The following is a 12,378-nucleotide window of genomic DNA, read 5'->3' as shown; positions in this document are numbered from 1 at the left end:
GCAGCAAGGATGTTGAGGCAGCGGCGCTCATCGCACCTTACAGCGAAACGCCCGGCGGAATATCCGCCTCCGTCACGCCCACCAGCTCCATGTTGGTCAGGATCGCGCTGCGGATGAAGCCGAGGCCCTTGTTGAAATCGATCCAGGTGTTGACGTAGTCGCGCCAGGTCTTGTCGTTCTCGCGCCGGAAGCCGGCGTTCGAGGTGGTGGCGAAGATCGGCGTCGGCAGCACGAACTGGCCGAGCGAGGGGTTCTTCTTCAGAACGGTCAGCGACAGCATGGTGATCAGGCACTGCGCGTCGACACGGCCGGTCTGCAGCGCGGCGGTGGCGTCGTCCGCAGTCTTGAGCCGCGAGATCTGCGCCTTCGGCGTCAGGCGGCTGACGACCTGGTCGTGCGAGGAGCCCTGGTCGACGGCGATCTTGATGTCGGGCGAGTTCAGCTCGGCCCAGGTCTTCGGCTTGAAGTCCTTCTTGCAGAGAATGCCGAAGGCGTTGTTGAACACCGGCACCGAGAAGTCGACCACCAGCGCGCGCTTCGGGGTCGGGTTGAGGCCGAAGAAGATGTCGATCTTGTTGGACTGAAGATCGAGCACCGAATTGCCCCAGGTGGTCTCGGTGATCTCGAGCTCGGCCTCCATGTCGTCGGCGAGCGCTTTGGCGATGTCGATGTAAAAGCCCTTCCACTGGCCGGTCGCCAGATCCTTCATATAGTAGGGCGCGCCGCCGCCGACCGCGCCGATCCGCATCTTCTTGGTGCGGCGGATGCGGGCAAAGGTCGATTCATTGGGATCAGCCGCAGTCTGGGCCACAGCCGGCGACACCAGCGCGCCCGCGGTCACCGCCGCGCCGACGGCACCAAGTCCGACAATCGATGCAACATCACGACGTGTAACCATTGGGATCAATCGCTTTTCTAGTTGGGTGGAGTTCCGGCATCGTTCATATCAAGGCGCTACCGGCAGCGAAAGCACAGCCTGTCGGCTGAGCAGATCGGAAATTGCCCGGATGCTGGGCAAGTCCAAGCCCTTATCAGGTGATACCCGCTTGCTTTCCAGTCCTTTTGGCCCCAAATAGGGATCGGGAGATTGGCGGTGGACGAGCCACTCGCCAACCGGGTCAGGTCCGGAAGGAAGCAGCCCTAACGAGGTCCGGATCGGGTCGCTCGTCAGTCTCCTACCTATTTTTTCGAGCGAATTGCGCTGGCGGCAATGGCCGCCCGCGCGCTCCTGTCCGCAAAAGCCAGCCGAGAGACATTTCATTGCGGATCGATCGATGACCGACGCTGGCGCCCCCCCTAATACCGACAGCGCCGGCCAGGCTGGCACGCCCTACCGGGTGCTGGCGCGCAAATACCGTCCCTCCAGCTTCGACGACCTGATCGGCCAGGAGGCGGTGGTCCGCACCGTCTCCAACGCGTTCGAAACCGGGCGCATCCCGCAGGCCTGGATCCTCACCGGCGTCCGCGGTGTCGGCAAGACCACCACTGCGCGCATCCTCGCCCGAGCGCTCAACTACGAGATGCCGGACGGCTCGGTGAAGGGCCCGACCATCCACATGCCGACCTTGGGCGTGCACTGCCAGGCGATCATGGAAAGCCGGCACATGGACGTCCTGGAGATGGACGCCGCCTCGCATACCGGCGTCGACGACGTCCGCCAGATCAATGACAGCGTGCGTTACGCACCGGCCAGCGCCCGCTACAAGGTCTACATCATCGACGAAGTCCACATGCTGTCGACGGCGGCCTTCAACGCGTTTCTGAAGACGCTGGAGGAGCCGCCGGAGCACGCCAAATTCGTGTTCGCGACCACCGAGATCCGCAAGGTTCCGGTGACCGTTCTGTCGCGCTGCCAGCGCTTCGATTTGCGCCGGGTCGAGGCCGACGTGCTGATGAAGCACCTTGCCAATATCGCGGCGAAGGAGAGCGTCGAGATCGAGCCGGAGGCGCTCGGCATCATCGCCCGCGCGGCGGAAGGTTCCGTGCGCGATTCGCTATCGCTGCTCGACCAGGCGATCGCGCATGCGGCCGGCCAGGTGAAGGCCGATGCCGTCAGGCAGATGCTGGGGCTTGCCGACCGTACCCGCGTCATCGACCTCTTCGATTCGCTGGTGCGTGGTGACATCGCGGCCGCGTTCAAGGAGTTCCGCGACCAGTACGATGTCGGCGCCGATCCGATCGTCGTGCTCTCGGATCTTGCCGAATTCGTCAACTTCGTCACCCGCGTGAAGATCGTGCCGGCGACGGCCGACAACGTCGCCTATGGCGAGACCGAGCGGCTGAGGGCACGCGATTTCGCATCGAAGATCTCGATGCGCGTGCTGTCGCGGATATGGCAGATGCTGCTCAAGGGCATCACCGAGGTGCAGGCCGCGACGCGGCCCGCCGCTGCCGCCGAAATGGTGCTGGTGCGCATCGCCTATGTCGCCGACCTGCCGACGCCGGACGAAGCGATCAAAATGCTGGAGCAGAACGGCGGCGGCTCACAGGCCGCGGGCGGCGGAAGTGCGGCGCGCAGTGCGCCGGCCGCACCGGTTGCCTCTGCACCGGTTGCTTCCGCGGCGCCGGCCCGCATGCCGACCTCCTCGCCGTCATCTTTCGGCGGCGGAGCCCGGCCGCAGATGGCCGCGCCCACGCCGGATCCGCAAGGTGCCGCACCTGCGCTGCGCATCACGAGCTTCACCCAGCTCGTCGCGCTTGCCGGCCAGAAGCGCGATCTCATGACCAAGGGGGCGCTGGAAGGCGACATGCGCCTCGTCCGTTTCGAGGAGGGCCGGCTGGAGGTCGCGCTCGAGCCCAACGCGTCCAAGACCACGATCACCGAGCTTGCGCGCAAGTTCGAGCTTTGGACCGGCCGCCGCTGGACCGTGATCGTCTCCAACGAGCAGGGCCAGCCGACGCTGCGGTCGGTGAACCAGGCCGCCAAGCAGGAACATGCGCGCACCGCCGAGGCCGATCCGCGCGTGCAGGAGGTGCTGTCGCGCTTTCCCGGTGCAAAGGTCGTCGAGGTCCGCAGGCTTGCCCCCGAGGCGCCGGAATCCAATATTAACTCAGACTATGGCAGTGATGATCCGGTCGACGGTTCCGACAGCGACGATCTCTGAGCCAGCTTTCCAAGGACGAAACCGATGGCTGATTTTCTCGGCATGATGAAGCAGGCGGCGCAGCTGCAATCCAAGATGCAGGCGATGCAGGAGGAACTCGGCAATGTCGAGGTCGAGGGCATCTCCGGCGGCGGCTTGGTTGCGGTGCGCATGACCGCGAAGATGGACGTGAAGGGCGTCAGGATCGATCCCTCGCTGATGAAGCCGGAAGAGCGCGAGGTGCTGGAGGACCTCCTGGTCACCGCATTGAGCGATGCCCGCCGCAAGGCGGAAACGGCGATGCAGGAAAAGATGCAGTCCTTGACCGGCGGGCTCGGCCTGCCGCCGGGGCTGTTCGGCCAGTAACATGGGCGCGGTTGCAGGTCCTGAAATCGAGCGGCTGGTTCAGCTTCTCGCGCGGCTGCCGGGCCTCGGTCCGCGCTCGGCGCGGCGCGCGGCGCTGCATCTGATCAAGAAGCGCGAAGCGCTGATGATGCCGCTGTCGGGCGCCTTGCAGGTCGCGCTCGACAAGGTTCAGGTCTGCAAGACCTGCGGCAACATCGATACGCAAAATCCCTGCACGGTCTGCACCGATCCGCGGCGCGATCCCTCCATCATCGTCGTCGTTGCCGACGTCGCCGATCTCTGGGCACTGGAGCGGGCCAACGCGACGCAGGGCCGCTATCATGTGCTTGGCGCGACATTGTCGCCGCTGGACGGCGTCGGCCCGCAGGATCTCACCATTGATGCGCTGGTCGCGCGTGCGCATGATGCGCAGGTGCACGAGATCATCCTTGCCCTGAACGCGACGGTCGACGGCCAGACCACCGCGCATTACATCACCGACCTCTTGCAGGACGCCAACGTAAAAGTAACCAGGCTGGCCCATGGTGTGCCGGTTGGCGGCGAGCTTGATTATCTCGATGAAGGCACGCTATCGGCCGCGATGCGGCAGCGGACCCTGTTCTAGCAATCCAGACTTTACGGAACGGACGACATGACGAAACGATTCGCCACACGCTTGGCTTTGGCCGCGACGATGATGATGCTGGTCACCCCGGCCATTTCGGCGCAGCAGGACGACGAGGCGCCGCCGCCGTCGAAGCCCGGCAAGCCGATCAACACCGGCGACGTGCTCTCGGGCGAGCTGAACGCGATGAAGGTGCGCGACGTCAAGAATGCCGGCAAGCGGATTGCGATGTACCAGATCACCTCCGAGCCGCGCCGTCTGCCGCCGCCGAACGGGCTGTGCAATCTCGAGACCGGACCCGAGACCTTCCAGCTCGTCACCTCCAGCGATGCGCAGGCGACGCAGTTGAAGTCGTTCGTCGGCAAGGAGATCTCGGTCAAGGTCGACGAAATCGCCTGCGCCAGCGATGCCGGCCAGATGAGCGAGGCCGTGATCACGAAGTGGAGCTTGATCAAGAAGCAGTAGGTTCGAACTGCCGTGGGGTGGGCAAAGCGAAGCGTGCCCACCGCTTCTTCGGCTTCTCGGTGCGATGGTGGGCACGGCGCGTTGCGCCATTGCCCACCCTACGGCCGCGGAGTCTAAACCCGCACCGGGCCCAGCGTCTCGAAATGCCTGCGCTTCTGCAAATACGCGAGCAGGATCAGGCTGGGCACTGCGACCACGACGCAGATCATGAAGAACAGCGGCCAGCCCGTCAGTTTAGCGACGAATCCCGCGCCGGACGAGAGATAGGTGCGTCCCACCGCCGCGAGCGCGGTGAGCAGCGCATATTGTGTGGCGGTGTGCAGCGGGTTCTGGCACAGCGCTGAGAGGTAGGCGACGAAGATCACGGTGCCGATGGCGCTGGTGAAGTTCTCGCAGGTGATGGCGAATGCGAGCGCCCACTGGTTGGTGCCGACCAGCGCGAGCCAGGAGAACGACAGGTTCGCAATCGCCTGCACCATGCCGCCGATCCACAAGCTCGTCGCCAGAGAATAGCGCCGCGCGACGAAACCGCCGGCAAAGCCGCCGATCAGTGTTGCGGCAAGGCCCACGCCCTTCACGATCGCCGCGTAATCGTTGCGGGAAAAGCCGAGGTCGATCACGAACGGCGCAGTCATGGTGCCGGAGAACGCGTCGGTGAACTTGAACAGCACCACGAAGGCGAGCGCGGCGAGAGCATCTTTCCGCGACAGGAACTCCGAGAAGGCGCCGATCGCCGCGTGCAGCACGCGCGCGAACGCCGTCTCGGTCTGCGTCGCCGCTTCGGCCCGCACTGATTGCTCAGGCTCGGTCGCAGCCAGCGCCGTGATCGTGCCGATCAGCACCATGGCCGCCATCACCACATAGCCCCACATCCAGGCGGACGACTTCGGAATGCCGGTGCCCTCGAAGCCGGAGACGATGAACAGCGCACCGGCAGTCGAGACCAGCATGCCGATGCGGTAGGCTGCGACATAGGATGCCATGCCGGCGGCCTGCTCGCTCTCGGGCAGGCTCTCGACGCGGAAGGCATCGACCACGATGTCCTGCGTCGACGATGTCGTTGCGACCAGCAGCGCGCCGAGCGCGACGTAGAACGGCGAGCGCGCCGGATCGGTCAGCGCCAGCAGCACGATCGAGACGATCAGCAGCAGTTGCGAGAACAACAGCCAGCCGCGGCGGCGGCCGAAGGCGCGGGTGAACAGCGGCACATGCAGCGCATCCACCAGCGGCGCCCACAAAAATTTCAGCGTGTAGGGCGTCCCGACCAGCGCGAACAGCCCGATGGTTCCGAGATCGACGCCGGATTCCCGCATCCACACCAGCAGCGTCGATCCCGACAGCGCCAGCGGCAGACCGGAGGAGAAGCCCAGAAACAGCACGATCAGCACCCGCGGCTGCATGTACACGGCAAGGCTGTCGCGCCAGGAGGCGGCGGGGGCATCGGCGCCGGCGGTTGCCGGGGCGGTTCCGGAAGTCGCGTCGGGTGCGGTCATGGGGAGGTGTTAGCAGATTCTGGCCTAAAAGACTCCCGACGCAGTCAGTGAGGCGGAAGCTCTCAACACCCTCTCGGTGTCATCGTCCGCCTTGTGCGCAATTGCGCACTGGGGCGGACGATCCAGTACCCACCAGCGCTTCGGCTCAATCACGACCGCCGCGGCGTACTGGATGCCCCGCCTTCGCCCGGTCAAGCCGGGCGACGACAGCGAAATTGGGGCGACAGCGTACCGGATATGAGAGGAGAATCACTCCCCCGCCTGGAGCTTGCGCGGGAACAGCTCGGGCGTGTTGGCCACCAGCCGCGGCCCCTCCGGCGTGTCGGTCTTGCTGAAATCGAGCTCTTCGATCCGTCCCGCGCGCTTCTCGATCTTGTCGGCGGAGATCAGGACCTGGCGCACGTCCTCGTTCACGTCGGAAAAATGCTTCTGCAGTTTCAGCACGCGGTCGCGCAGGCGGCCGAGATCGTCGCCGAGCTTGATCACCTCGGTGCGGATCTGGTCGGCGGCATCGCGCATGCGCGCGTCCTTCATGATCTGCTGCATCACCTGGATCGCCAGCATCAGAAGCGAGGGCGACACGAGTACGACACGAGCCCGATAAGCCTTCTGGATCACGTCGTCGAAGCCGTCATGGATCTCGGCGTAGACCGATTCCGACGGCACGAACATCAGCGCCATCTCCTGGGTCTCGCCGGTGACGAGATATTTTTCGGCGATGTCGCTGACATGCTTCATCACGTCGCCGCGCAGCCGCTGCGAAGCAATCCGCCGCTCCTCGTCGGTGCGGGCGTCGTGCAGCGCGGTCATCGCTTCCAGCGGAAATTTGGCGTCGATGCAGAGCGGCCGCTGATCCGGCAGAAACACCACGCAGTCCGGCCGTTTTCCCGTCGAGAGCGTGAACTGGAACTCGTAGGAGCCCTTCGGCAAGCCGTCCTGGACGATCGCCTCCATCCGCGCCTGGCCGAAGGCGCCGCGCGACTGCTTGTTGGCGAGCACGTCGCGCAAGGTCGTCACCTGCGTGGTGAGGTCGGTGAGGTTCTTGTGCGCGTTGTCGATGATGCCGAGCCGCTCGTGCAGCGCGCGCAGGCTCTCCATGGTGTTGCGAGTCGAGTGCTCCATCGACTGGCCGACGCGGTGGGTCACCGAATCCAGCCGCTCGTTGACCGCGCGCGCCATCTCGGCCTGGCGGCCGGCCAGTGCCTGAGTCATGGCATTGACTCGGCCCGACGCCTCGCTCTGAGCGTGCAGGACCTGGCTCAGGCGCTCCTCGAGTTCGTCGGCCCGGATCGCGTGCGCCATCGCGAGTTCCGCGCCGCGCCGCCCCGACCGCGCGATCACGACGGCAATCACCACCAGCAGGAGGAGGACCAGGACGCCGAAGCCGATCAGCGCATCGATGGTGCGCACCGGCCAGTCGCCAGCCATGAAAATGATCTCGTTCATGCCAGCCCTTCTAGCCGATTCGCGGGGACGTGCGAACGAAGAGGGAACGCTTATGGTTAATACCTCCCTAATTTTTATGGTTAACGAAGCCCTAAGTTTTATGGTTAGCGGAACGTTAACGGCGTTCCCCGCTGCATTGACCGCATCTCGCGCGGGGCTTAAATCGCCGCCATGGCCTTAAGAGAAATCATCATCCTGCCCGACAAGCAGTTGCGTCTGGTCTCCAAGCCGATCGAGAAGGTCACGCCGGAGATCCGCAAGCTTGCCGACGACATGTTCGAGACCATGTACGACGCGCCCGGCATTGGCCTCGCGGCGATCCAGGTCGCGCAGCCGCTGCGCCTGATCACCATGGACCTCGCCAAGCGCGACGAGAACGGCGAGACCAAGCACGAGCCGCGCGTCTTCATCAATCCCGAGATCATCGCCTCGTCCGAGGAGCTGTCGGTCTACGAGGAAGGCTGCCTGTCGATCCCCGAATATTACGAGGAGGTCGAGCGGCCTGCGAAGGTGCGCGTGCGCTTCACCGATCTCGACGGCAAGGTGCATGAGGAGGACGCCGAGGGCCTCTACGCCACCTGCATCCAGCACGAGATCGACCATCTCAACGGCGTGCTGTTCGTCGACTATCTGTCGAAGCTCAAGCGCGACCGCGTGTTCAAGAAGTTCGAGAAAGCCGCCAAGCGCGCGGAGTGAGTAAGGCTCGGTCCTCTCACGCCGTCATGGCCGGGCTTGACCCGGCCATCCACGCCTTGCTTGCTTTGCCGAAGAACGTGGATGCCCGGGACAAGCCCGGGCATGGAGAACCGGAACTCTCACCGAAACGCCGCCACATGCCCCTTCGCCTGATCTTCATGGGTACGCCCGATTTCTCCGTGCCGACGCTGCTCGAGCTCGTCGCGCATGGCCACGAGATCGCGGCCGTCTACACCCGCGCGCCGAAGCCGGGCGGGCGGCGCGGCCTGCAATTGCAGTCGACGCCGGTCGAGGAGGCGGCGCGAAAGCTCGGCGTGCCCGTGCTGACGCCGAAGACGTTGAAGACGCAGGAAGCGCTCGACGAATTCCGCGCCTTTGGCGCCGATGCCGCCGTCGTCGTCGCCTATGGCATGATCCTGCCGCGGGCGATCCTCGATGCGCCAAGGCTCGGCTGCTACAATCTGCATGCCTCGCTCCTGCCGCGCTGGCGCGGTGCGGCGCCCATCAACCGCGCGATCATGGCCGGCGATGCCGAGAGCGGCGTGATGGTGATGAAGATGGACGTCGGCCTCGACACTGGTGACGTCGCGATGGCGGAGCGTCTTGCGATCACCGACAACATGACCGCAGTGGACCTGCACGATCGCCTTTCCCGGCTCGGCGCCGATCTGATGGTGCGCGCCATGGCCGCGCTCGCACGCGGCGGACTCCAGCTCAAGAAGCAGAGCGAGGACGGCGTTACCTACGCCGCCAAGATCGACAAGGCCGAGGCGCGGATCGACTGGAGCAAGCCTGCACGCGAGGTGCTGCGCCACATTCACGGCCTGTCGCCGTTTCCCGGCGCCTGGAGCGAGCTTGCGGACGTGAGCGAGAACGCACGCGTGAAGATCCTGCGCTGCGAACTCGCGAAAGGCTCGGGCGCCCCCGGCGACGTCCTCGACGACCAGCTCACCATCGCCTGTGGCGAGGGCGCCATCCGCATCATCGAGCTGCAGCGCGAAGGCAAGGCGCGGATGCAGGCTGCAGACTTCTTGCGCGGCGTGAAGGTCGAGCCGCCGATGCGGCTTGCCTGATGCCCCGCTACAAGCTCACCATCGAATATGACGGCGCGCCGTTCTGCGGCTGGCAGGTGCAGGAGACGCTGCCCTCGGTGCAGGGCGCGCTCGAGAGAGCCGTGAAGGCGATGACCGGCGCGGATGTGCGGGTGCACGGCGCCGGCCGCACCGATGCCGGCGTGCATGCGCTCGGCCAGGTCGCGCATGTCGATATCGAGAAGCAGTTCGCGCCGGATCGCTTCCGCGATGGGCTCAACGCGCATCTGCGCCCGGATCCGGTGGCGGTGCTCGATGCCGAGATCGTCGGCGAAACCTTCGAGGCGCGCTTCTCCGCCATCAAGCGCCACTACCGCTACCGCATCGTCAATACCCGCGCCAATCTCGCGCTCGACGTCGGCCACGCCTGGCGCGTGCCGCGCAGGCTCGACACCGCTGCGATGCATGCGGCCGCGCAACGCCTGATCGGCAAGCACGATTTCACGACATTCCGCGACACCGAATGCCAGGCCAAATCACCGGAGAAGACGCTCGATCAGCTCGACGTGCTGCGCGACGGCCGCGAGGTGACGATCCTCACCTCCGCACGCTCCTTCCTGCACAGCCAGGTGCGTTCGATGGTCGGTTCGCTCGTTTGGGTTGGCGAAGGCCGCTGGACCGCCGACGATCTCTCCGCAGCGCTTGCCGCGCGCAACCGCGCCGCCTGCGGCATCGTCGCCCCGCCGGAGGGGCTGTATCTGGTGCGGGTGGATTATTGACCCTTCGCCTCTCCCCGCTTGCGGGGAGAGGCCGACGCGCTTCGAGCGATGCGAAGCATCGTCGGAGCGCGGCGGGTGAGGGGGACTCTCCACGAGTCCAACTCGTACCGTGTTTGAGGAGGCAGCCCTTCACCCCAACCCTCTCCCCGTAAGAACAGGGAGAGGGAGGAGCGTCATCCAAAATACCGCGCAAGAATCCCGCGATACACCTTGGTCAGCTGCTCCAGATCCACCACCGGCACGCGCTCGTCGACCTGGTGCATGGTCTGGCCGACCAGGCCGAACTCGATGACCGGGCAATAGCTCGAGATGAATCGCGCATCCGATGTGCCGCCGCTGGTCGACAGCTCCGGCTTGCGGCCCGTCACCTCCTCGATCGCGGAAACCGCGAGATCGGTGAACGGACCGGGCTTGGTCACGAACACGTTGGAGTTCGATGGCTCCCAGACGATGCGGGCGCGGATGCGGTTGCCGCAGGCTCTTGCCAAGCGCTGTTCGACCAGCTCGCGCAGGCTCGCCTGCGTGTGGTTGTCGTTGTAGCGGATGTTGAATTTTGCGCGGGCCTGGCCGGGGATGACGTTGTAGGCGCTGTTGCCAACATCGACCGAGGTGAATTCGAGATTGGAAGCCTGGAACTGCGCGCTGCCATGGTCCAGCGGCTCGTCGGAGATCGCAACGATCAGCCGCGAGATATCCGGCACCGGATTGGCTGCGCGATGCGGATAGGCGACGTGGCCCTGCACTCCGTCGACGTAAAGCGTGCCGGATTGCGAGCCGCGGCGGCCGACCTTGATGGTGTCGCCGAGCACCTCGACATTGGAGGGTTCGCCGAGCACGCAGTGATCGAATGTCTCGCCGCGCTCGGCTGCCCACTTCAAAAGCTTGATCGTGCCGTTGATGGAGACGTCTTCCTCGTCGCCGGTGATCAGGAACGAGATCGAACCTTTTCCGTCGGCGCGCGGCTTGCCGCCCTGCGCGGCGAGATGCTCCAGCACAGCGGCGACGGAGCAGGCGATACCGCCCTTCATGTCGACCGCGCCGCGGCCGTGCAGGAAACCGTCCTTCACCTCGCCGGAGAACGCGCCGACGCTCCAGGCGCTTTCGTCGCCGGGCGGCACCACGTCGGTGTGGCCGGCGACGGTGATGTGCGGCGCTTCAGTGCCGATCCGTGCGTAGAGATTGTCGACGTCGGCGGTTCCGGGCTCGCTGAAGGTCACGCGGTGGCAGGTGAAGCCGGCCGCCGTCAGGACCTGTTCGAGCACTCCCAGCGCGCCGGCGTCGGCCGGGGTTACCGAGGGGCAGCGGATGAGATCGCGGGCAATCGAGAGAGCATCGGTCATGTGCTCCGCTTAACATGCATGCCGCCGGGCGGGCTAGCTGTGGAATCTCAACAGGTCGTCCTCCGGGAGACGGAGGCGGCTGATGGGTGGTTTGGCTTGCAAACTACCGTGTGGGCGATGCCAGTTGTAGTGCTGAAGCCAGATTGGCAGGTTTTTGGCGCGCTGGTCTGAGGTGTCGTAGGAGCGAGCGTAAGCCCACTCGCGCAGCGCTGTCTGGATGAAGCGTTCGGCCTTGCCGTTTGTTTGGGGCCGATATGGTCTGGTGAAGATGTGCCTGAGGCCGAGCTTCCCGCACGCTCTGGCGAAGGCCTTGGCACGGTAGCAAGAGCCATTGTCGGTCATGATGCCGGTGACCTTCATACCGAGGCTGCGGTAGTAAGCGACGGCTTCCCTGAGGAAGGCGATGGCACTTTCCTTTTTCTGATCACGCCGGATCTGGGAGAAGGCCAGGCGCGATGCATCGTCGATCGCCACGTGGACGAACTCGTGGCCGGCGCCGCGGCTTTCACCCTTCTGACGATCGTGCGTGATGCGGTGGCCGGGTCTGACGAACCTGCCGAGCTTCTTGATGTCGATATGGATCAGCTCGCCGGGCTGCTCGCGCTCGTAGCGGCGCACCGGCTCGGCCGGCTCCAGATCGCGTGTCCGGCTTAATCCCAGGCGGCGGAGTATGCGGCTGACGGTGGCCCGTGACAGCCCAACCTCGGCTGCGATCTGCTTGCCGGTGTGGCGCTGCCGGCGCAACGCCTCGACGGCCTCGCACGTGGCCCGCGGGGTTTGGCTTGGCGATGAAAGGGGTCTGGAGGAACGATCACGCAATCCCTCGACACCTGCTGCGCGGAACCGCTCGACCCATTTGGCTACCGTTTTCGGTGTCGTGTTGAACTGGTCAGCCGCGGCAGCCTGGCTCAGTCCGTCCTCGACCACGCCTCGCACCATCGCCTCTCGACCTGTGGGCGTCAAAGGCGCATTCTTGTGGACGTTCATCTGGTCTCTCCGTGGAAACGTTGAAGCTTCGCAACCTCAGCTTCCTCGGTTCAGACCAGATGGACAACCTCCTGAGACACCAAAGCTA

The 12,378-nt window shown here is 65.1% G+C and carries 12 protein-coding genes and 1 other RNA gene; 8 read left to right on the top strand and 5 right to left on the bottom strand.

Annotation, left to right across the window (positions count from 1 at the left end):
* Window positions 1-37: 37 nt before the first annotated feature.
* Window positions 38-898 (bottom strand): transporter substrate-binding domain-containing protein, encoded by an 861-nt coding sequence (locus AXW67_RS14985; protein ID WP_063678504.1) that lies wholly within the window; start codon window positions 896-898, stop codon window positions 38-40.
* Window positions 899-1,082: 184 nt separating this feature from the next.
* On the opposite strand from AXW67_RS14985, the gene ffs reads away from it, so the two are divergent.
* The 5 genes from ffs (at window position 1,083) to AXW67_RS14960 (ending at window position 4,518) form a co-directional block, all read left to right on the top strand.
* Window positions 1,083-1,179: signal recognition particle sRNA small type (gene ffs / locus AXW67_RS14980), an RNA gene on the top strand.
* A gap of 95 nt (window positions 1,180-1,274) precedes the next feature.
* Window positions 1,275-3,104, top strand: a complete 1,830-nt coding sequence (locus tag AXW67_RS14975) for a DNA polymerase III subunit gamma/tau (protein WP_063678503.1) — start codon at window positions 1,275-1,277, stop codon at window positions 3,102-3,104.
* 24 nt (window positions 3,105-3,128) lie between these two features.
* Window positions 3,129-3,449 (top strand): YbaB/EbfC family nucleoid-associated protein, encoded by a 321-nt coding sequence (locus AXW67_RS14970; protein ID WP_027552125.1) that lies wholly within the window; start codon window positions 3,129-3,131, stop codon window positions 3,447-3,449.
* A 1-nt stretch (window position 3,450) separates the two neighbouring features.
* Window positions 3,451-4,053: a recombination mediator RecR gene (gene recR, locus AXW67_RS14965; protein WP_063678502.1), complete on the top strand. Its 603-nt coding sequence runs from the start codon at window positions 3,451-3,453 to the stop codon at window positions 4,051-4,053.
* Window positions 4,054-4,080: 27 nt separating this feature from the next.
* Window positions 4,081-4,518: a hypothetical protein gene (locus AXW67_RS14960; RefSeq protein ID WP_027552127.1), complete on the top strand. Its 438-nt coding sequence runs from the start codon at window positions 4,081-4,083 to the stop codon at window positions 4,516-4,518.
* Between the two features lie 113 nt (window positions 4,519-4,631).
* Here the strand turns inward: AXW67_RS14960 and AXW67_RS14955 are convergent, their stop codons facing one another.
* Together AXW67_RS14955 and AXW67_RS14950 are read right to left on the bottom strand one after the other, a co-directional pair.
* Complete coding sequence (locus AXW67_RS14955; protein WP_027552128.1) at window positions 4,632-6,011, bottom strand: AmpG family muropeptide MFS transporter; 1,380 nt, start codon at window positions 6,009-6,011, stop codon at window positions 4,632-4,634.
* Between the two features lie 249 nt (window positions 6,012-6,260).
* A complete protein-coding gene (locus tag AXW67_RS14950; protein ID WP_063678501.1) occupies window positions 6,261-7,457 on the bottom strand; it encodes a DNA recombination protein RmuC in 1,197 nt (398 codons plus the stop codon).
* Between the two features lie 171 nt (window positions 7,458-7,628).
* On the opposite strand from AXW67_RS14950, the gene def reads away from it, so the two are divergent.
* The 3 genes from def to truA all read left to right on the top strand — a co-directional run bounded on the left by def (window position 7,629) and on the right by truA (window position 9,963).
* A complete protein-coding gene (def, locus tag AXW67_RS14945) occupies window positions 7,629-8,153 on the top strand; it encodes a peptide deformylase (protein ID WP_063678500.1) in 525 nt (174 codons plus the stop codon).
* A gap of 137 nt (window positions 8,154-8,290) precedes the next feature.
* Entirely contained in the window at window positions 8,291-9,226 is a 936-nt protein-coding gene (gene fmt, locus AXW67_RS14940) for a methionyl-tRNA formyltransferase (protein WP_063678499.1), read from the top strand.
* Window positions 9,226-9,963, top strand: coding sequence for a tRNA pseudouridine(38-40) synthase TruA (gene truA / locus AXW67_RS14935; RefSeq protein ID WP_063678498.1), 738 nt, complete (start codon window positions 9,226-9,228; stop codon window positions 9,961-9,963). Before fmt ends, truA begins: the two co-directional genes overlap by 1 nt.
* A 173-nt stretch (window positions 9,964-10,136) precedes the next feature.
* On the opposite strand, the gene dapE is transcribed toward truA, so the two are convergent.
* Together dapE and AXW67_RS14925 are read right to left on the bottom strand one after the other, a co-directional pair.
* Window positions 10,137-11,303 (bottom strand): succinyl-diaminopimelate desuccinylase, encoded by a 1,167-nt coding sequence (dapE, locus tag AXW67_RS14930; protein WP_063678497.1) that lies wholly within the window; start codon window positions 11,301-11,303, stop codon window positions 10,137-10,139.
* A 33-nt stretch (window positions 11,304-11,336) separates the two neighbouring features.
* Entirely contained in the window at window positions 11,337-12,290 is a 954-nt protein-coding gene (locus AXW67_RS14925) for an IS481 family transposase (RefSeq protein WP_063675718.1), read from the bottom strand.
* Between the last annotated feature and the right edge of the window lie 88 nt (window positions 12,291-12,378).

It is taken from the genome of Bradyrhizobium neotropicale (genome assembly GCF_001641695.1).
Lineage (GTDB): Bacteria > Pseudomonadota > Alphaproteobacteria > Rhizobiales > Xanthobacteraceae > Bradyrhizobium > Bradyrhizobium neotropicale.
This window is presented reverse-complemented; position numbering and strand designations above follow the sequence as displayed.

What these genes read in the sequence shown, in the direction of transcription:
- AXW67_RS14985 (WP_063678504.1), bottom strand. Translation starts at nt 898, where the DNA reads ATGGTTACACGTCGTGATGTTGCATCGATTGTCGGACTTGGTGCCGTC.
- AXW67_RS14975 (WP_063678503.1), top strand. Translation starts at nt 1,275, where the DNA reads ATGACCGACGCTGGCGCCCCCCCTAATACCGACAGCGCCGGCCAGGCT.
- AXW67_RS14970 (WP_027552125.1), top strand. Translation starts at nt 3,129, where the DNA reads ATGGCTGATTTTCTCGGCATGATGAAGCAGGCGGCGCAGCTGCAATCC.
- recR (WP_063678502.1), top strand. Translation starts at nt 3,451, where the DNA reads ATGGGCGCGGTTGCAGGTCCTGAAATCGAGCGGCTGGTTCAGCTTCTC.
- AXW67_RS14960 (WP_027552127.1), top strand. Translation starts at nt 4,081, where the DNA reads ATGACGAAACGATTCGCCACACGCTTGGCTTTGGCCGCGACGATGATG.
- AXW67_RS14955 (WP_027552128.1), bottom strand. Translation starts at nt 6,011, where the DNA reads ATGACCGCACCCGACGCGACTTCCGGAACCGCCCCGGCAACCGCCGGC.
- AXW67_RS14950 (WP_063678501.1), bottom strand. Translation starts at nt 7,457, where the DNA reads ATGAACGAGATCATTTTCATGGCTGGCGACTGGCCGGTGCGCACCATC.
- def (WP_063678500.1), top strand. Translation starts at nt 7,629, where the DNA reads ATGGCCTTAAGAGAAATCATCATCCTGCCCGACAAGCAGTTGCGTCTG.
- fmt (WP_063678499.1), top strand. Translation starts at nt 8,291, where the DNA reads ATGCCCCTTCGCCTGATCTTCATGGGTACGCCCGATTTCTCCGTGCCG.
- truA (WP_063678498.1), top strand. Translation starts at nt 9,226, where the DNA reads ATGCCCCGCTACAAGCTCACCATCGAATATGACGGCGCGCCGTTCTGC.
- dapE (WP_063678497.1), bottom strand. Translation starts at nt 11,303, where the DNA reads ATGACCGATGCTCTCTCGATTGCCCGCGATCTCATCCGCTGCCCCTCG.
- AXW67_RS14925 (WP_063675718.1), bottom strand. Translation starts at nt 12,290, where the DNA reads ATGAACGTCCACAAGAATGCGCCTTTGACGCCCACAGGTCGAGAGGCG.